At 60.6% G+C, this 17938-nt stretch carries 16 protein-coding genes and 4 pseudogenes; 11 read left to right on the top strand and 9 right to left on the bottom strand.

What is annotated here, in order from left to right:
• Positions 1-39: 39 nt before the first annotated feature.
• Both GDN70_RS07280 and GDN70_RS07275 read right to left on the bottom strand, forming a co-directional pair.
• Positions 40-564 (bottom strand): flavin reductase family protein, encoded by a 525-nt coding sequence (locus tag GDN70_RS07280; RefSeq protein WP_018316668.1) that lies wholly within the window; start codon positions 562-564, stop codon positions 40-42.
• 90 nt (positions 565-654) lie between these two features.
• Positions 655-1008: a VOC family protein gene (locus GDN70_RS07275; RefSeq protein WP_028140602.1), complete on the bottom strand. Its 354-nt coding sequence runs from the start codon at positions 1006-1008 to the stop codon at positions 655-657.
• Positions 1009-1617: 609 nt separating this feature from the next.
• On the opposite strand from GDN70_RS07275, the gene GDN70_RS07270 reads away from it, so the two are divergent.
• Positions 1618-2241 carry an Lrp/AsnC family transcriptional regulator gene (locus tag GDN70_RS07270; protein WP_028140604.1) on the top strand — a complete coding sequence of 208 codons (624 nt, stop codon included), beginning with the start codon at positions 1618-1620 and terminating at the stop codon, positions 2239-2241.
• Between the two features lie 142 nt (positions 2242-2383).
• Positions 2384-3460 (top strand): 3,4-dihydroxy-2-butanone-4-phosphate synthase, encoded by a 1077-nt coding sequence (gene ribB, locus GDN70_RS07265; protein ID WP_152102334.1) that lies wholly within the window; start codon positions 2384-2386, stop codon positions 3458-3460.
• Here the strand turns inward: ribB and GDN70_RS07260 are convergent.
• Positions 3419-4357, bottom strand: a complete 939-nt coding sequence (locus tag GDN70_RS07260; RefSeq protein WP_028140606.1) for a helix-turn-helix domain-containing protein — start codon at positions 4355-4357, stop codon at positions 3419-3421. The genes ribB and GDN70_RS07260 overlap by 42 nt on opposite strands.
• On the opposite strand from GDN70_RS07260, the pseudogene GDN70_RS35775 reads away from it, so the two are divergent.
• A pseudogene (locus GDN70_RS35775) lies at positions 4238-5005 on the top strand (FUSC family protein); the annotation flags it as partial. The gene GDN70_RS07260 and the pseudogene GDN70_RS35775 sit on opposite strands and share 120 nt — an antisense overlap.
• 69 nt (positions 5006-5074) lie before the next feature.
• On the opposite strand, the pseudogene GDN70_RS35440 reads toward GDN70_RS35775, so the two are convergent.
• Positions 5075-6058, bottom strand: a pseudogene (locus tag GDN70_RS35440) (DUF3363 domain-containing protein); the annotation flags it as partial.
• 357 nt (positions 6059-6415) lie between these two features.
• Here GDN70_RS35440 and GDN70_RS07250 point away from each other — a divergent pair.
• A pseudogene (locus GDN70_RS07250) lies at positions 6416-6955 on the top strand (transposase); the annotation flags it as partial.
• Positions 6956-7186: 231 nt separating this feature from the next.
• Here GDN70_RS07250 and GDN70_RS07245 read toward each other — a convergent pair.
• From GDN70_RS07245 to GDN70_RS07235, 3 genes and pseudogenes are all read right to left on the bottom strand, one after another.
• Positions 7187-7689 (bottom strand): annotated as a pseudogene (locus GDN70_RS07245) (transposase); the annotation flags it as partial.
• 481 nt (positions 7690-8170) lie between these two features.
• Complete coding sequence (locus GDN70_RS35770; RefSeq protein ID WP_212481214.1) at positions 8171-8479, bottom strand: transposase; 309 nt, start codon at positions 8477-8479, stop codon at positions 8171-8173.
• Positions 8480-8610: 131 nt separating this feature from the next.
• Complete coding sequence (locus tag GDN70_RS07235; RefSeq protein WP_049807912.1) at positions 8611-8970, bottom strand: IS110 family transposase; 360 nt, start codon at positions 8968-8970, stop codon at positions 8611-8613.
• 462 nt (positions 8971-9432) lie between these two features.
• Between GDN70_RS07235 and GDN70_RS07230 the strand changes: the two genes are divergently transcribed.
• A complete protein-coding gene (locus GDN70_RS07230; RefSeq protein ID WP_028149227.1) occupies positions 9433-9642 on the top strand; it encodes a helix-turn-helix domain-containing protein in 210 nt (69 codons plus the stop codon).
• Between the two features lie 907 nt (positions 9643-10549).
• Here GDN70_RS07230 and GDN70_RS07225 read toward each other — a convergent pair.
• Positions 10550-10894 carry a DUF1488 domain-containing protein gene (locus GDN70_RS07225; RefSeq protein WP_049801955.1) on the bottom strand — a complete coding sequence of 115 codons (345 nt, stop codon included), beginning with the start codon at positions 10892-10894 and terminating at the stop codon, positions 10550-10552.
• Between the two features lie 495 nt (positions 10895-11389).
• Between GDN70_RS07225 and GDN70_RS07220 the strand changes: the two genes are divergently transcribed.
• The 3 genes from GDN70_RS07220 (at position 11390) to GDN70_RS07210 (ending at position 13678) form a co-directional block, all read left to right on the top strand.
• Positions 11390-11773 carry a response regulator gene (locus GDN70_RS07220; protein WP_028140609.1) on the top strand — a complete coding sequence of 128 codons (384 nt, stop codon included), beginning with the start codon at positions 11390-11392 and terminating at the stop codon, positions 11771-11773.
• Positions 11774-11850: 77 nt separating this feature from the next.
• Complete coding sequence (locus GDN70_RS07215; protein WP_028140610.1) at positions 11851-12735, top strand: transglutaminase family protein; 885 nt, start codon at positions 11851-11853, stop codon at positions 12733-12735.
• A gap of 130 nt (positions 12736-12865) precedes the next feature.
• Entirely contained in the window at positions 12866-13678 is an 813-nt protein-coding gene (locus GDN70_RS07210) for a transglutaminase family protein (RefSeq protein ID WP_028140611.1), read from the top strand.
• A 223-nt stretch (positions 13679-13901) separates the two neighbouring features.
• Here GDN70_RS07210 and GDN70_RS07205 read toward each other — a convergent pair whose 3' ends face one another.
• The gene (locus tag GDN70_RS07205; protein WP_028140612.1) at positions 13902-14579 is read right to left on the bottom strand and encodes a Crp/Fnr family transcriptional regulator; all 678 of its coding nucleotides are present in this window, start codon (positions 14577-14579) and stop codon (positions 13902-13904) included.
• A gap of 502 nt (positions 14580-15081) precedes the next feature.
• On the opposite strand from GDN70_RS07205, the gene GDN70_RS07200 reads away from it, so the two are divergent.
• The 3 genes from GDN70_RS07200 to GDN70_RS07190 all read left to right on the top strand — a co-directional run bounded on the left by GDN70_RS07200 (position 15082) and on the right by GDN70_RS07190 (position 17929).
• Entirely contained in the window at positions 15082-15453 is a 372-nt protein-coding gene (locus GDN70_RS07200; RefSeq protein WP_028149229.1) for a hypothetical protein, read from the top strand.
• A gap of 563 nt (positions 15454-16016) precedes the next feature.
• Entirely contained in the window at positions 16017-16811 is a 795-nt protein-coding gene (locus GDN70_RS07195; RefSeq protein ID WP_028140614.1) for an alpha/beta fold hydrolase, read from the top strand.
• The gene (locus GDN70_RS07190; RefSeq protein ID WP_028140615.1) at positions 16808-17929 is read left to right on the top strand and encodes a PAS domain-containing sensor histidine kinase; all 1122 of its coding nucleotides are present in this window, start codon (positions 16808-16810) and stop codon (positions 17927-17929) included. The genes GDN70_RS07195 and GDN70_RS07190 overlap by 4 nt, the downstream gene beginning before the upstream one ends.
• The last annotated feature ends 9 nt before the right edge of the window (positions 17930-17938 follow it).

The following is a 17938-nucleotide window of genomic DNA, read 5'->3' as shown; positions in this document are numbered from 1 at the left end:
GTAGCGGAAACGTAGCGGCGCCTGACGTCGTCCTGTGTTTCAGACCGCCTTTGGCGCGGCGAAACATCCGTCGATGTAGACGAGCGACTCACATCCGGCCCTCGTGGTCTGAGCCACCACCTCTCCGGTGAAAATGGTGTGACTACTGTCGCTGTAAGCATTCACCACGCGGCAATCGAAGCTGCAGACCGCGCCGACCAGACTTGGTGCTCCGGTTTTGAGATCGCACCACAAACCGTCACCGAAGCGGATATCGCCCTTGCTGCCGTCCTGCCCGGAAAACTTGAGCGCCAGATCGCGATGCTCGACTCCTAGAATATTCCAGCAGAACGACCCACTGCTGAGAATGATGTCGTGCGCACCGGCAGATCGATTGACGCAAACCAGCACGCTGGGCGGAGCCGCCGACAGCGAGCAGCCCGCCGTCAGTGTCAGACCATGGCGGTTCGGCGCCCGACCTGTCGTGACGATCGACACGGTGCCCGGCACGCTGCGCATCGCAGCACGGAATGCTGCGGCATCGAGTGGGCTCGTTTCGGACAGCGGCGGTGTTGCGGACGGCATGGCTACGACCCTTGGATTCATGAGATGGATGCGCCCTCTTTGTCTGGTTGTGAGTCCGGGCATGCAGCGCTGCCCCGGTGAACGTCTGAGCTATCCGGCTGCTTGATAGAACTGGATGACGTTGCCGCCCGGATCCCGCACCTTCACCGCACGGCCGTGACTTTCCATGTCCCGGACCGCGCCGACTTGCGCCCCCATGGCTGCGGCACGCTCCATGGCGGCATCGAGGTCATCGACACCGAAGACAAGAACGGCATCTTGCAGCTGGTCCGAGACCGACTCCGTCGGTCCGGCGACGCAGAACGCAGCCGCATCGCTCACGAACTGTATCCACTTGCCGGGATCAGCGAAGCGCACCTTCAGACCCAGACCTTCGTAGAACTCGGCCAGGCGTCCAGGATCGTTCGCTGTCAAATAGACTTGCTTCAGTTTCACGCTCGACATCCAAACCGTCGCTACCCAAGTGCGATCGTGGGTGGATAGTCGCCCGAGCCTCTCAGCATTACTGCTTGAACAACGCCTGTCACAGAAGCTTCATCAGCATTTTATGCTGTAACGACTTGTCGAGTCGCTAGATCCAACTCTGCATCCGGCCGATCTTTGCCATTTTCTGGTTGACGAGGTGGGCGTCGTTGCTGCCGAACCTTTTGTCTCGCGCAACGCCCGCGGCGTGGTCAGCGACGTGGGACCGAAGCCACACGCGACGACAGGCGGTTGTACGAAACAGGGCAGTTCTCGACATCGAGCTCTGCTGCACGTCCCGTCAAGTGACACGGGGAGCCAATCGATGGAGCGGCGGGCATTACATCTTGACCGAATCCGTGGATCAACGTCGGCCTGCATATCGCATAGGCAAAAAATGTATCGGAAGTAGGCAACTAATCTTTTGATCGCAATGCACAATGCGAAGGTTGACGGTTTTTCGATACAAATCGACGATTTGTCGAAATCCCACAAGCGCAATTGCGGTTAGCTTTTACCACGCGATTGTCATCACCCCGCAAACGACGGTGATACGCGCCGCAGAAGACTGCCATACTTGGGAGATACGTGATGTCGACAACCTCTCTCGACAGAATAGATATCAAGATCCTCAACGAGCTCCAGCAGAATGCGAGCTTGACCAATGTCGAGCTCGCATCACGCGTCAATCTTTCGCCGTCGCCGTGTCTGGCACGCGTCAGAACACTCGAAAAACTCGGCGTGATCGATCGACGGATCGCCCTTCTCGATCCCGCCGTGCTCGGCATTGGTGTAACGGCTTTCATCCAGATCAAGCTGGAAAAGCAGGTCCAGACGTCCCTCGAGAATTTCACCCGATCCATCGACCGGCTGGCCCAGGTAATGGAATGCTATCTCATGACCGGTGAGAGCGACTACATGCTCCGCGTCATGGCGGCCGACATCGAAGATCTCGAAGACCTGATTGTCAACAAACTATCCCGCATTCCCGGCGTCAGCAGCATTCGATCAAATCTGGCCCTCAAGCGCATTTCGCACAAGACCGTGCTGCCGATCGACGCCAATCGGCCGGTCACCGTCAAGGCTTGCGCCACCCCCTCGCGCCCTCTGGAGCGCTCACCAAGACCCCGATACGACCCAACCGGTCCTTTGCTGTCCGATGCGCCGATCGGGCTCGACACCAATCGTCCCAGCTACAGCGTGGAAAGGCTATGAGGCGCCCCGCCATGGGCTCCGGCCAGTTGGCAATAATGGTGAAGTTAAGATCGGCAGAGTGCTCGAGCGGCGCTGCGAGCCTGACAATCCGCACACGACCCAACGCGAGCACCCGTCGGTTCCAGCGAGCAGAGCGACCGAGATGACGGGATCGATCGAAGCGGCCCTGCAGGCGCTCGCCGACGGCGAAATCGTCGTGGTCACCGACGACGACGATCGCGAGGGCGAAGGGGACCTCGTCGTTGCCGCCTCGCGGTGTACGGCTGCGAAGATGGCCTTCATCATTCGCCATACATCGGGAATCGTCTGCGCTCCGATTACCCTCGAAGACGCGAGACGCCTGCGGCTTGACCCGATGGTTGTCAACAACGACTCGGCTCACACCACGGCGTTCACCGTGTCAGTGGACTACCGGCCGGATAACGGTACGGGCATCTCGGCCGAAGAGCGGGCCTCGTGCTGCCGTGCACTCGCCAACCCCAACGTCGGCGCCGGCGATTTTTGCCGGCCGGGACACGTTTTCCCGCTGATCGCAAAAGAAGGTGGCGTACTCATGCGCTCGGGTCACACCGAGGCCGCCGTCGACCTGTGCAGACTGGCAGGTCTCGAGCCGGTCGGTGTCATCAGCGAACTGATGAACGACGATGGCTCGGTGATGAAGGGTCCGCAAGTCGCGGCGTTCGCCGACAAGCACAAGCTGAAACAGGTCACCATCGCAGACCTCATCAGCTTCCGGCAGGCCCGCGAGACGCTGATCGAGCGCGTCTCGAGCGTCACGGCGGAGAGCTCGATCGGCCCGCTCCAGGGCTATTCGTATCGCTCGCCGTTCGACCCCATTCATCACGTCGCCTATATCTACGGAGAACTGGGCGACGGCACCAACGTCCTCACGCGCTTCTATAAACCCAACATCCTGCGCGATTTGTTCTCGGGTCAGGAACAGGCCAAGATGAACGTCATTCTGCAACGCTTCAAGGATAATGGCAGCGGCGTGCTCGTCTATCTGCGCGACGGCGCGGCGGGCGTTCCGCCTGCGCCGCTAGGCCCGATCAGTTCGCGCGAAGACGACCGTAATCGGCAATGGCGCGAGATCGGTGTCGGCGCCCAGATCCTGCGGGATCTCAAGATCAGCTCCATCCGTCACCTCACGTCGTCGACGCATCACTTCAAGGGACCGTCAGGCTTCGGCATCGAGATCGTCCGAAACGAAGCGCTCTAACTCCAGCCATCCGCGTTTCGAAAGTCCATTGAGCGCGTCCCGCACCTCAGGCATCCGGCGAAGCTTGCAGTTCGTATCGCGGCAGGTCTCCCCCGGGCCAGTCTGGCCGGCCTCGCGCTCGGAGAAGTAGCGCGCCGGCGATTTGCCAAGCGCCTTCTTGAACATGGTGATGAACGCGCTCACCGACTCGTAGCCGAGCGCCTCGGACACGGACTGAACCGTGTTGCCAGCAGACAATTTCTGGATGGCGACGATGATCTGAAGCTGCTGACGCCAGCGACTGAAGGTCATGCCGGTCTCGGCGAGCACAATGCGCATCAGCGTCCGCTCGCCGAGCGCGACGGCTTGCGCCCACTCCGCCACGGTCCTACGGTCGGCCGGATTGTCCATCAAGGCATCGGCGATCATACGCAGTTTCGAACTCCGCGTGATCGGAAGATGCAGCCGTTCGGTCGGCATGGCGATCAACTCGTTGAGGAGCACCGCGGCGATCTGCGCGGGCGGGCCGTCGGGATCGTAGAGCGGGGGCAGCGTCGCCATCCGATGGATCAGCTCGTGCAACAGCGGTGAGATCGACAGCGTGCAGCATTCCTGCGGCACGCTCGCCGCATCCATGTCCACATAGAGAAACAGCAGGCTGGCGTTGCCGCTGACGCGATTGCTGTGGGGCATACCGCCGGGAATCCAGACGCCGCAGCGCGGCGGGACCATCCACAGGCCGCTCGGCACTTCGCACGTCACACCGCCGCGCTGGGCGAGGACGAGCTGTCCCTTGCGATGGATGTGAACCGGCAGCTCGTCCTCCTGCTCCCGGGTATCCACCATGCCGGCCACGATCGGACGGTCCAAAATGTCAGGATCGAACCGCCGATAGTGCTGATAGAGCGTGCCGCGCATTGTCATCCTTTAGCAATTAATTGGCAGAATAACGAAATTCTCTCGACGCAGCAACGCCTATGGTCTCCGTGCTTCACGGACGATCACATCATGCCTTCACCATTTCTGTCTCGGCTTCTCGCAACAGCAGCGCCCGGCCGGCTCGATCCGAAATGGGCGCTGTTCTCTTCGAACTCCTTCATCGCGGCAATGCTCGCGATCTATTTTGCCTTCCGGCTCGGATTGGAGCGGCCGTATTGGGCGATGCTCACGGTCTATCTGACCGCACAGCCGTTCGCCGGCGCGGTTCGGTCACGCGCCGTCTACCGCTTTGTCGGGACATTGCTGGGCGCCTGCGTGGCGCTGGCGCTGGTCCCGATCCTGGTCGATCAACCCGCGTTATTGTCGGTTGCCGTTACCGCATGGGCCGGACTCTGCCTCTATATCTCCTTGCAGGATCGCACGCCGCGCAGCTATGCTTTCCTGCTGGCAGGCTACACCGCGACGACAATCGCGTTCTCGAGCGTCAACGTTCCGGCGATGGTATTTGTGACCGCGCTGTCGCGTGTCGAGGAGATCCTGCTCGGCATCGGCTGTGCGACCTTGGTGCACACCCTGCTGTTCCCGAGCGACGTCACTACTCCTGTGCTGAAATCCCTCTGCGCCGCATTGTCGGACGCCTTCGCCCGGACCACCGATGTGCTCTGCGCGCGCGTCGACAAGGCACCGAATACGGGTGTGCATGGTCTTGATGATGTCGCCGCGCATGCCGAGATCGCGCAAGCTGCGCTCGGCCTCGAGCCCAACCATCCATTCCCCCGATGCGGCGGATGCGGCGAGGCCCATCTTCTCCAAATGTTGAAGGCGACCGACCATCAGGCGCCGGATCTCGGGATCGGACTGGCCGGGGTTCTCTGGGCGAAGATCGATCGAGCCGGTCTCATCTGCCGCCAGCCGGATCTCCCGATCGAGCCGCGTCCATCGTTCCGCCGTGACCTCCCTCTCCAGCGAACTGCGGATCTCATGCTCTGGCTTTGGACCCAGTTCGATAGCGACCAGTTCCTCGGCGCGCGAGCGCGGGCCCCGGCTGATGTAGTCGCGGGAGATCACCAGATCCGCCCCTTCCTCATCTACACCCCGGACGAGAAGGTGGACGTGAGGGTTGTCGGTATTCCAATGATCGACAGCCACCCAATCGAGCCGCGTGCCGAGATCGGCCTCCATCTGCTTTGCGAGATCGCGGGTGAAGGCCTTGAGATCGGTCATATCGCCCGCATCCTCCGGTGAGACGATGAACCTGAAATGATGCCTGTCGTCCCTGCACCGTTCTGCGAAAGCCGCGCTATCGGCGCGGTCGCTGCCGGCATCGAACATCTCGGCCCTCTCGCCGCTCCGGGTCACGCCGTCGCGCTTCAGATATGAGAGATGGGCGGTCAGTGGCGCTGAACGGAAAGCTCTTCCTCTGTGACGAACCACGCGGGCCTTCACCATGACGCGACGCGTTGGGCTGAACAATCGGGCACGGCTAAAGGACAGTCGGCCGCGGCCAAACGTCGAGCGCCCATAGGCCGCCGAGCGCCTGCTGGCCACGGTCTGATCCGAGGTGTGTCCAGCTTTCTTCGCGGCACGAAGCACCTGGTTGATGAAGCTCTTCGGCTTTGGCGCGCGGGTAGTGCGGATGCGCCCAGGCCGGATACGCAGATCGCTGTCGCCCACGCTCACGGGAGGGCCTCCCCACGATCAAAAGCACCTGCAGTGCCGAAAATGCCCTTGATCGCGTTACTCAAATTGCAGAGCGCGGCACGCGCCCCGACCGACCGGCACGCCAGAACGCAAGCCATGCCAATGGCTTGCAGTTCGACCGGCGAGCCCCTTTTATCTCGCCGTCTTAATCGGTCGTGTCGTCTCTCTGATCTTACCCATTCTCGCTTCCTTTCCCGTCTTCGACAAGCCGCTCTGATCCACGCCATGACACGATGCGCCGCGATGGCTGCGAGTCCTGACGCGCCGTGCAGTCTTCCGCGCTCGTCGGCGGCACAAACTCGCTGCAGCAAGGCAGCGCGGACGCCGTCGCGGCGCATCTTGAACGCGCGCGCGGCGTTGTGGAAGGAGTACTGCCGGCTGCACGATCTGATGGTGCGGCTGGTCGCCGGGCACGAGCTGTGCCGGCGCTTCATGCAGATTCCCGGCGTCGGTCCGATCGCGGCGCTGAGCTTCATGACCGCGGTCGACGATCCCTTGCGCTTTAAGCGTTCGCGCGACGTGGTGGCGTATTTTGGCCTGACCTCGCGACGCTGGCAGTCCGGCTCCTCGATCGACGTCAAGGGGCGGATCAGCAAGACGGGTGACGGCTACGTGCGGCGGGCGCTGTACGAGGCGGCGAGCGCCTTGCCGACGCGCTACAAGAAAAAGGACAAGGTCAAGGCGTGGGGGCTGGCGCTGGCCAGGCGCTCCTCGCACCACAAGGCGACGGTGGCAGTGGCGCGCAAGCTCGCCGTGATCATGCACGCGATGTAGACCGGCGGCACGTTCTATTGCGGCGATCCGGACACATCTGCGGCGGAGATGCGCGCCGAAACCACCGCCAAGCAGCGCAAATTGCTCGGGGCTTACGCATGAGCTGCGTGATCCTTCAACCTGGCAACGCCGCGACGATAGCCGCGACCTGAACACGGAGCTCCGCCGCTGGCGGATGAGGACTGATGCAGCACAGCGACGACGGAACGCACGTTATCTTGCCTGCGACGATGCATCTTCGGATCCGACCGATCGCGCCGGATTGCCTGTGATGTGGCTCCGTCACACCGATGGAAAGCATGGCGTCAATCAGCTCATGACCAGCGCATCGCCGCGCACGGCTTGCGCAAATCCGCCGCGCCCGACCCGGTTCAGGCGAATGCCGAACACCTTTAAAGAGTGCCGGGTCGCGTTCTCGAGGTCCAAGAACTTGCGCTTCAAATTGCGGCGGTGGGTCAGCAACAGCCGCAGCCGGTAGCAGGCCTCGCTCTTGATATGCGCCCTGCGGAACCAGCCGGTGCGCATGATGTGGGCAATCCCGAGCGCGTCCGCCCGGTCGGTCTTGTTGCGCTGCGCCTTCAGCGCCGCGCGAACCTGGAGGGTCTCCAGGCACACCGCCGGCAGACCAAGCTTGAGCAGTTCCGGATGCAGCCAGGGCGACAGCGAGCCTGCCTCGTGGCCGAGCCGCCGCAAGCGGCCAAGATACGGTCAAGCGCCGTCCTGATCGCATCGGGATCGGTCACCACCGCCGTCTCCAGCATCACCTTGCCGGTCGCGTCCACCACGCAGATCGCTGTCTCGGCCATGCCGACGTCCAGACCACAGAAGAATTCCATCGCACGCCTCCCGCGTTGCCGAAGCGGCGCAGTGTGCGGCTTATTCAGCGCGCAAGCCACTTGATCTGCCGCCGCAACGCCCGGAGCAGGCCGATTACGAGCGGCCTTCCTAATCGGGCGGGCAAAGTCAACTCATTCCTACGCTTTTCTGCGACTCTTCGAACTTCAGCCATGACCGACTCCCTGCACCAACAACGCGCACTTCACCGCAGCCGCGTACGCGACGTGCACTCACCAGGCGGGGTCCATGCGTTCCTTCGCGTTCAGCACTTCGGCCGTCGCATGCTCTTCATCAGGTTCGTAAACAGGGCTGTCTCCGGCGCTCTCGTCCCCGAAGGGCGGCAGCAGGCAAGATAGCGGACATTCCCCGTTTCGCGGCCACGCCAGGGGACGCTCACCGCGCGCGCGGATCTCAAATTTCGCTCCTCCTCAACATGCCGGGCGTAAGCCCAGCGCTAATCTGTCGTCACCTGCACCGCGACTACTGCGCCGGTTTCAACCGCAGCCGCTGCGTGATCTTCGCCAAACCCGACGTGGAAGTCGGTCTCGCTAACCCACATCCGGTGCAGAATGCTTGCCAGCTTCCGTGCCACCGCGGTGATCGCGCACAGCATGCTCGACCGTTTGGCGATCCGCAGGCCCCATGCCCGCAGTGCCGATCATTCCTGACCCGCAGCAGCAGGCTTGCGGCCGCCTCGCAAAGCGCCTCGCGTACGGCGACGTCGCCTCGTTTGCTGATGCGTCCTTCGTAATCGATCGACGTGCCGGACTGGTGCCGCCTCGGCGCCAAGCCAAAATGCGCGCGCCGACCGTTTTCGATCTGGCAAAGCGATGAGGGTCATCAACGCCGACTTTGAACGACAGGGCCGCAACGGGACCGACGCCTGGAGCCGTCATCAAGCGCCGGCAGACAGCATCATGTTAGACCACCTGCAGCAGCGCACGATGGAGCCGATCGTATCCCTCGAGGATGGCGCGGCGCACATCTAACATTGCCTCGATGGTCATCACGAAGACGGGATCGCTGCGCTCGATCAGCTCGCGGACCCGGGCCTCAAAGGCACCGCGGGCGACGGCTCCAACGAGCGACCCATAGGCCCGCAGCGCGCCACGAATGTGGTTTTCGAGGTCGATCAGTTTGCGCCTAAGCAGCTTCCGGCTGATCAGCAGCGTGCGCATCTTCTGCATGTCGATATTCTGGACATGGACGGCGCGGTACCAGGCCAACCGCATCATCTGCGCAATGCCACGCGCATCATTCCGGTCGGTCTTGTTCCGCATCCTTCGGCGTGCAATCTGGTCATGGGCAGTTCACCAGCATCTTGTTCGCGAAGATCCTTCCATAGGTGCTGGAGGCATCGAGCGGACTGCCAGGTTTGCATGGCGCTTGTACACCGGGAGTTGCCCAACGGGGCCAACTGAGCACCGGTAACGGCAGGCTACGATCTTGCCAAGCGCTTCCGGTCCGTCCGATTTGTACGCTACGGCGCGCAGCGGTTAGCGGCGGGATCAGAGCGCCTTTTGTTTGGCACCGTAGGCGATATGGATCAACGCATCCCGGACAGTTGAGCAACGCGCAGATGGCGTCGAAACAAGTCAACAGCAACCTCGTCAGCTACCACAAATCCAGCGCCTTCCTAGGAGGCCCGCATCGACACCAAGGTCGCGCCATGGAAATGCCCATCTCGCTCAACGGCGCTCGATCCGATTCTGGCCGGGATCATCGGAGCACGTGCAGGAACCATGGTTGACAATGATAACAACGAGCGGCGCCGACTCGTCGAGTTCAAGGACGGTTGCCGCTATGGCAAATTCGGAAAGACTAAGGCCTACGAGCTGATCGCCCACGAGAGGATCAGGGCCTACAAGATGGGGGGCAAGACCATGATCGACCTCGACAGCGTGGATGAATATCACGCTTCGCTGCCGAGGCTCGAAACGAGGGCGAGCTAGGCCGCCGTCTGCGTAGCGAAACGGCGGGCGCATCGTCGCTCAGGCTATCAAGGCGATCAACTTTATGTTGTATTAAACGCACCGTTCGGCCCGCTAGGCCGCACGGTTACAGATGCCTGGTTCTTATTGTCCCAAAGCTGGCGCCGTACCACCTCGTCGCGCAGTGGCGCTCTTTTTCTCCGTACTATGGGCGAGCTGGGCTTCCGACTACATCGTCGTCGAACGCGACCTACTCGCTCAGCAGGTCGACGCGGTCGAGCGGACGCGTGCGCGCGGTGGTCGCCGCCGGGGCATTATCGCAGTCCATGGTCCGCAGCGCCTTGTTCAGTGTTCTCGGACATTAGGACGCTCTCGTCATTGGACGCCCAGCAGATCGCGGATCAGCGTCGCGCGGTCCCGCGTTATCGATACCGGTTTCGCGTGCACGCGACATAGGCCCGCCCTTAACCTCGCGTTACGTTAGGTCGAGTCCCCGCTGGGACTTCGAGTCAGAACCGGGTTCGATTCCGGTCGGGGGCGATTTTGGAGACCGGAACGCGATGAGCGGTGCCTGCTGCCGAGGCAGCCTGCAGTTTTATTTTTGCCAGTAAATACAGTGCATCATATTGTTGTATTCCTGTGTCGGCAGCCCTCGATCGCGTTGAAAACACACGCAAAAATTCACCGCCTCCGTCCGTTTGGTGGCATTTTGTTGGTATCGGGAGAACAAACAATCGCGGCGATTTTTCGCCATTCCGAACAAGGGAATTGAGCAGATGGCCCGCCAGAACGATGGCGCGTGGCCAAGCTGATCAGGACCAACGTCGATCGACGCGCCGCCTGACATCTTTTCAGATTGAAGGGCCGACGTTTCGGCAAGCGTTGAGCAGTTTCGGATGAGACGAAGCCCTCACAAAGCGCAATCGGTTCAAAAATTACCGGCGACCAAATCGTAAGAGCCCCTACTGCCGCGGACGTACACCTTGGCAGCGGCGGCGCATATCAAGTCGCGATTGCAATCGAACACGCGGAGAAAGCCCGTTTCATCGTAACCGGCATCTGGTTGAATTCGCTTCAGCGCATCTTCGTCGATGAAAAACGATGCCTCGATAGCGCTGTCGTGTCCCCAGAATCGTACGGCACGCCGCGTGCGGTCGTATGAACGGCTATGGTTTGGAAACTCGATCATATGGTCGGGGCCGATCAGTTGTCGGTGAAGGAGACTTCCTTGCCGACTTATCCGATTTTGCGCCGGTCGATGGCCAATCTGCATCGACGCTCGCAACGGCCAAGCATGGCGAGGGGGAAAGAGCGTTAAGGCGATTGCGCCAACCCTTAAGTGGCTACGTTGAAAGCGAACTACAACTCTGCTCGCCCCTGTCACAGCAAATAGTTCTGCTTGACCTCGTTATTCCGCGGATGGGCATTATATCTCGAATATCACCGCGAGTTCACGGCTGTTATCGGTGACTGAGAGCATCGTGCTCCCGCCGCGACCAAGAGGCGGTCAATATGTCGAACATCTCCAAATTCGGACTCCGCGAGTGGCTGGTACCGCCGGTCCTGCTGCCGATCTTCTTCGCGCTTGTGATCGCTGGTGCGGTGCTCATTCAGTGGTAGTTGCTCGCCTGCGCGGGCCCGCGCCGCCAGCGCCAAAAGTCTCAACATGATGGAACATTTCAGCAGCACGAGGGATACCCCAGCGAGGCAGCCATCGGGGGACGAGATACCTAGTATCAACTCGCACCCGCATTGCGGAGAGTTACCGATGACGTTCGGTCCGTCACGCAGTCCAGCCATCGTTCTCGTCGTAGAAGACGAGATGGTGCTCCGCATGCGCGCAGTTGGCATGGTGGAAGACGCCGGCTACACGCCGTTGGAAGCGCGGGATACCGACGAAGCCCTCGCAATCCTGAGCTCCAGATCCGACATCGCGCTCGTTTGCGCCGACATCCAGCTGCCGGGCAGCATGGACGGCATGGGCCTCGCGCGTACCGTGCGTAAACGGTGGCCGGCGATCGATATCATCCTGATGTCCGAGCAATTGAACCCGCCCAGCATCGATCTTCCCCCCCGCAGCAGATTCTACGGTAAGCCGCTCCAAGCCTGGCAGATCATAGCTGGGATTCGCACGATGATTGGCCACGCCTGAGGCGCCCAACATCGCCCGACCATCCGCGTCAAGCGGCCATCCTAACTAGCCCTCACCTCTCGTCGATCGGCAACATTATGGCGATCTTCCTCGTCCGGCATGTCACAACATATCGGTACCGGCGTGCGGTCAGGCTGGGCCGACATCAACTGATGGCGCGCCCGCGCGACAGTTTCGACCAGCGACTGATTGATTTCTCGCTCGATGTGACGCCCGCGCCCTCGGAGGTGAGGTGGCTGCACGACGTCTTCGGGAATTGTGTTGCGCAGGTCGAATTTGCCTGTGACAGCGACTACTTGCGATTCGAGTGTATCATCAAGGTCGACCACACGCCGGAGAATGCGCCCGACTTCAGAATTGAGGCCCACGCGAAGGACCATCCATTTGCGTATCAGGATGATGAGGCGCCGGACCTGGCACCCTATGTTCAAAGATGGTTCTCGCACCCGGAAGATCATCTCGGCCGGTGGCTGGATACGTTTCTCGTGCGCGGGACCAGACGCCGTACGGGCCAGGTCCTGATGACCCTCAATGAAGCAATCTCGGATGGCTTTGCATATGACCGCCGCACGGCGCCAGGAACGCAAAGTCCCTCCACGACACTTGAACGCAGGAAGGGCAGCTGTCGGGACTTTGCCGTCTTGATGATTGAAGCCGCGCGAAGCCTAGGTTTCGCCGCACGCTTTATCACCGGCTATATCTACGTACCGGATCGCGATGGTCCAGCCTGGCTGGGCGGGGGAGCCACTCATGCCTGGTGTCAGATTTACGTCCCCGGCTCCGGCTGGGTCGAGTTCGATCCGACCAATGGGATCGTCGGAAACCGAGATCTGATCCGCGTGGCGGTGGCCAGGGTCCCGAGCCAAGCTGTTCCCCTGTTTGGCAGTTATTGGGGAACTCGCGAGGATGAGCTTGGAATGGACGTGGACGTGAACGTCAAAACGACGTCAGCTCTGTCATAGAGTTGCTCAATGAACGGACAGGAACACGGCAACTACTAACGCGTTGGCACTTTTGCAGTGCTGCGCTGTGTCGACGAGCCATGCTCACGATTAGCAGCCGCGGGAATTTGTCGACTTTGGAGGACGCCGCGTGAAGATCCGGGTCGGCTATGAGATGATCTACGACTTTCCGCAGCCCACGCCCATGATCATGGTCCTGGGCGTTCATTTTTCCCGGGCATCGGACGTTATCGTCCCCGATTATCTGACCACCACGCCCTCGGTTGCGATCGTCCCCTATCGTGACGGCTTCGGTAACTGGTGCAGCCGCATCGTTGCGCCAGCGGGTCGAATGCGCCTGGCGGCTGACGGGATCGTTCGCGACACGGGCTTGCCGGACGTCGTTGTGCCCTCGGCTACCCAACACGCGGTCGAGGACTTGCCGGCAGAGACGATCGTGTATCTGCTCGGCAGCCGCTATTGCGAAACCGACCAGCTGTCCGATGTCGCGTGGAAACTCTTCGAGAAGGTCTCGCCCGGATGGGCCCGTGTTCAGGCGATCTGTGATTTCGTTCACAATCACATTGAATTCGGCTATGAGCACGCGCATGCAACCAAGACGGCCCGGGACGTCTTCAACGAGCGCAAGGGCGTGTGCCGGGACTTCGCGCATCTGGCCGTCACGTTCTGTCGCTGCATGAACATTCCCGCCAGATACTGCACCGGCTATCTCGGCGACATTGGTATGCCTCCCCCTTATGCCCCAGGGGACTTCGCGGGATGGTTCGAAGCCTATATCGGCGGGCGTTGGTACACATTCGATCCACGCAACAACGTCCCCCGGATTGGACGTGTGCTGATTTCTCAAGGACGTGACGCTGCCGACGTGCCGATTACCCAGACGTTTGGCCCCAACACCTTGGTCAGCTTCAAAGTGTGGACCGACGAGATCCCTTCTTCCTGAGCACAGGATACAGCGAGTCTGGACCCTGAATCGCTTGGAGAAATGATCGCGGACTTGCGACGGGATTTGTCAGTACGAAACCGAGTTGGGCCTCTGCCGGAACGAATGTCGGTGGCGCAACTTGGTAAGCACGACCGGATGCAAACGCCCCCCAAAGCATCCGAGGAAATGACGGCCTCATTGCGCCCCCCACGCTCTGGGGCCGTCGCTTGGGACGGTCCCTCTAGTCGCGCTCTCTCAGCACAGGCTTCTCGTGCAACACCGCACTCAACAACGAGTTGTGGACTTCGATGTGGCCGTTATAGCTGATGAGCCCCAATCTTCGAAACTTGTTCATGAAATAGCTGACCCGCGATCGTGTCGTTCCGATCATTTCAGCCAATGTCTCCTGATTGATGCTCGCGCTGATCGGCTGCGGACTGCCTTCCTTGCCGAAATTGGCGAGGAGCAACAGCAGACGAGCAAGCCGCCGTTCGCTGGAATTGAATAGCTGGTCGATCAGGTCCTCCTCGATCCGGCTATTTCGGGTCAAGAGATACGAAATGAACAGCTGGGAGAATTTCGGCTCGTCACGAATAGCCGACATCATCGATTCTCTGGTTATCGATGTGATGACGCAATCTTCCATCGCCGCTGTCGTCGACATCCGCAGAGGGTGACCATTCATGCACCCCTCGCCGAAGAACTGACCGGGCTCGAGAATGGCGACGACTGCTTCTTTGCCCTGCTCCGAAACGACCGTCAGCTTGACCTTGCCGCTTTGAATGTAGAACACTGAGTCAGCAGGGTCGCCTTGCTGAAACACAAGCTGGTTCTTGCGAAACGTCAGAATGGCTTTGCCGGTGCCCACCCTGGCGAGAAATTTCTGGGGGTCGAACATGTCCTTGGTCGACTTCGCCACGCGTGGACTCCCTTGGATCGACGAGACTTGCCCGCTTCGATCGATTGCCAAGCGAACGACTTTCTCGACCAAGCGACGAACAGCCGCTTCTTGCCGGCTGGAACTTGCGGGAGCGGACCCGTTGGGCAGACTTTACTCCTTGATTGTTCGCAATTCTAGGGAAGAGCCACTTTCCAAGCGGCGCGGCTCACTGTGCGCCCATCAGCGGGCGTTTTCGGTCATCTCAGACGAGGAGGCGCTGGCCCTGTGCGCGGCACGATCTTAAGGTGGAGCATAGAAGCCCGGCGGCGCGACGCGCTGGTCAATATAGCTCACCATGGAGAGGTTGACGGGATTATTGTAGAAGGCAGCAGCGACACGACTCTTTACTGAGTCTGCTTTGCATCCCTCGTTATTCGACCCTCCCATACCCATATCCTATCCTGTGTCTCTGATCGTGCCAGCCGGCAGGAGAGTGGCACCAGCTGCAGATATGAACAGTGGTCGACAATAGGAGGATGCCATGTCACTTGCGCAACTTCGGATCGATGACGGACCGCACACCATGGACGGGCTCCGGCTCATTGCGCGGGACGACAACAAACAGGTCGAGGCGTTCATGAGTCGGAAAGTGATGGACATCTGGGCGGAATCTGTCGAGCATCGCGGAGGACGCCAAAGTCTTTTCCGAGGTCAATACAACGCGCTCGGAAGACTGAACCTGCCCGCACTGCAACGGATTGTGCGCGCGAAATACGAGCGAGGTATCGCGTTCAACCGCCAACATCCCTTCGTCGAGGTTCTGTTCTCTGACATCGCCGAAAGTGGCGAGACTTTGAATCTAAGTGAACTGGTTCGAGAGACACTGCCGCCGGCATTTCACAGGCTGACCTAGGATCCTGAACGCTGTGACCGAAGCGTACGCTCCCGGCTGTCCTAGATGGGTTCAGGACAATTACTTGCAAGTTGAGCAATATTGACCAGCGGGGGGGGGCATCAAGCCAGGTTCCATTATGGCTTCCGTAGCTCTTCAGTGAAGGAGAGCCAGCACGCCGCCTATCCATGGTTGATGTCATGCGGTCACTTCTGCGCAAGCGAACAGACAAACAAATCGGCTACAGCATCTCGCAACTTGTTCAATTGCGCCATCAGATGCTCCGATTTGCTCGGACGCTCCCGCCGGGACCTGACCGGAATCAGCGGCGGCAAATCGCGTCTTCCTTGCGAAGCCTTGCCAGACGCACGCGGTGAACCGGCTGTCTCCAGCCAGCAAAGTCAAACATTGCAAGGCAAGACACGTTCCTCATGCCCTTTCTGATCCCGGGAGCGCACCGGGGTATCCCGCTGAGAGCTCGAACGTCCAAACAGGTCCGTTTCCCCTCTAGGGCTCGCAAACCGGACTGCGCCCCGGCAACTGCGGAAAGCTTGCAAGAATGATGCATGATTCAAAGGGGTCGGATGGCAAATGTAATCGAACGGAATAACGTCCAGGTTCGTGGCGCGGGCGACAGGGCGATGGTCTTCGCCCACGGCTTCGGGTGCGATCAGAACATGTGGCGGTTCGTGGCTCCGGCGTTCGAAAAGGACTTCATGACCGTTGTGTTCGACCACGTCGGCGCCGGCGGATCCGATCTGTCGGCCTACGACAGGGCCAAGTATTCGACCTTGTCGGGTTACGCCGACGACGTGGTCGAAATCGGCACCGAACTTGGTTTGAAGGATTCCGTCTTCGTCGGACATTCCGTCAGCAGCATGATCGGCGTGCTGGCCGCGCGACAAGCGCCAGGCACGTTCGGCAAGCTCGTGCTCATCGGCCCTTCAGCCCGCTACATCGACGACGAAGGATATGTTGGCGGGTTCAGTGCCAAGCAGATCGATGAATTGCTCGAATTTCTCGAATCCAACCACATGGGTTGGTCGGCGCAGATGGCACCTATGATCATGGGCAATTCCGACCGGCCGGCTCTCGGTCAGGAGCTCACGAATAGCTTCTGCCGCACGGATCCCGATATTGCCAAAGCGTTCGCCCGAGTGACTTTCACCTCCGACAACCGTAAGGATCTCGCGGAGGTCTCCGTTCCGACCCTCGTCCTCCAATGCAGCGAAGACATCATCGCCTCCCAGGAGGTCGGCGATTTCGTTGCCCGTAGTATCCCCGGCGGTCGAATGATCGTCCTGAACGCGACCGGGCATTGCCCGAACCTCAGTGCGCCCGACGAGGTCATCGCGGCGATTCGAGCCTTCGTCTCGTGAGCGTCTCCGGTCCAGACTTCGAGGACATGGTCAACAACGCCCCGTGCGGGTACGTCACCCTGCACCCGAACGGCCGCATTGAGCATGTCAACCCGACCTTGCTGGCGTGGAGCGGGCACCCGGCAGACCAGATGGTCGGCAAGCGTTTCACCGATTTCCTGACCATGCCAGGCCGCATCTACTACGAAACTCATATCGCGCCGCTGCTGCGGATGCAGGGCTTCTTCAACGAATTCGCTATCGACATGGTGACCACTGCCGGTGAGCCGCTCCACATGATCGCCAACGCGAACGAGCGCCGCGATGCGGATGGAAAGCTGCTGCTGATCCGTCTTGCGTTGATCAAGGCGACCGACCGACGGCGCTACGAACAGGAGCTCCTCGCCGGCCGAGAATTGGCCATTGCTGCCGAAAGGGCGACGCAAGAAGTGCTGCTGCTCGAGCACGAAACCTCCGAACTGCGGGAACAGTTCATCGCCGTACTTGGTCACGATCTTCGCAATCCTCTCGCCTCCATCAGCGCCGGCGCGAGACTTCTCGGCCGTACCGTGCAGAATGAGAAGGAGCAGCAGATCGTCGCCATGATGCAGACGACGGTCATGCGCATGGCCTCGATGATCGACAACGTCCTCGACTTTGCACGCGGTCGTCTGGGCGGTGGCATTACCCTGGAATACGATGCGAAAGGACCGCTGGAGCCCGTCCTTGCCCAGGTGATCGACGAACTGAGGCTGGCTTCGCCCGGTCGCGTCATCGAATTCGAGTTTGCCGTCGACGGGCCGGTAAACTGCGATCGCATCCGCATCGGCCAGCTCCTTTCCAACTTGCTCGGCAACGCCGTGACGCATGGCACGGCCAACAAGCCCATCACCGTTCACGCCGAGACGCGAAATGGATTGTTCGAGCTCTGGGTCGCCAATGCGGGTGAGGCTATTCCGCAAACGGTGATGGACAAGCTGTTCGAACCGTTCTTCCGCGGCAAGGCCCGTGCGAGCAAGCAAGGGCTTGGACTTGGGCTGTACATCGCCTCTCAGATCGCAAAGGCGCATGGGGGCGCATTGACCGTCGCATCGACCCCCGCGGAGACCCGCTTTAGTTTCTCAATGCCGCTGGCGTAACCTGCATGC

The organism is Bradyrhizobium sp. TM102 (assembly GCF_009176685.1).
GTDB lineage: Bacteria > Pseudomonadota > Alphaproteobacteria > Rhizobiales > Xanthobacteraceae > Bradyrhizobium > Bradyrhizobium ottawaense.
This window is presented reverse-complemented; position numbering and strand designations above follow the sequence as displayed.

What these genes read in the sequence shown, in the direction of transcription:
- GDN70_RS07280 (WP_018316668.1), bottom strand. Translation starts at nt 564, where the DNA reads ATGCCGTCCGCAACACCGCCGCTGTCCGAAACGAGCCCACTCGATGCC.
- GDN70_RS07275 (WP_028140602.1), bottom strand. Translation starts at nt 1,008, where the DNA reads ATGTCGAGCGTGAAACTGAAGCAAGTCTATTTGACAGCGAACGATCCT.
- GDN70_RS07270 (WP_028140604.1), top strand. Translation starts at nt 1,618, where the DNA reads ATGTCGACAACCTCTCTCGACAGAATAGATATCAAGATCCTCAACGAG.
- ribB (WP_152102334.1), top strand. Translation starts at nt 2,384, where the DNA reads ATGACGGGATCGATCGAAGCGGCCCTGCAGGCGCTCGCCGACGGCGAA.
- GDN70_RS07260 (WP_028140606.1), bottom strand. Translation starts at nt 4,357, where the DNA reads ATGCGCGGCACGCTCTATCAGCACTATCGGCGGTTCGATCCTGACATT.
- GDN70_RS07235 (WP_049807912.1), bottom strand. Translation starts at nt 8,970, where the DNA reads ATGCGGAACAAGACCGACCGGAATGATGCGCGTGGCATTGCGCAGATG.
- GDN70_RS07230 (WP_028149227.1), top strand. Translation starts at nt 9,433, where the DNA reads ATGGTTGACAATGATAACAACGAGCGGCGCCGACTCGTCGAGTTCAAG.
- GDN70_RS07225 (WP_049801955.1), bottom strand. Translation starts at nt 10,894, where the DNA reads ATGCAGATTGGCCATCGACCGGCGCAAAATCGGATAAGTCGGCAAGGA.
- GDN70_RS07220 (WP_028140609.1), top strand. Translation starts at nt 11,390, where the DNA reads ATGACGTTCGGTCCGTCACGCAGTCCAGCCATCGTTCTCGTCGTAGAA.
- GDN70_RS07215 (WP_028140610.1), top strand. Translation starts at nt 11,851, where the DNA reads ATGGCGATCTTCCTCGTCCGGCATGTCACAACATATCGGTACCGGCGT.
- GDN70_RS07200 (WP_028149229.1), top strand. Translation starts at nt 15,082, where the DNA reads ATGTCACTTGCGCAACTTCGGATCGATGACGGACCGCACACCATGGAC.
- GDN70_RS07195 (WP_028140614.1), top strand. Translation starts at nt 16,017, where the DNA reads ATGGCAAATGTAATCGAACGGAATAACGTCCAGGTTCGTGGCGCGGGC.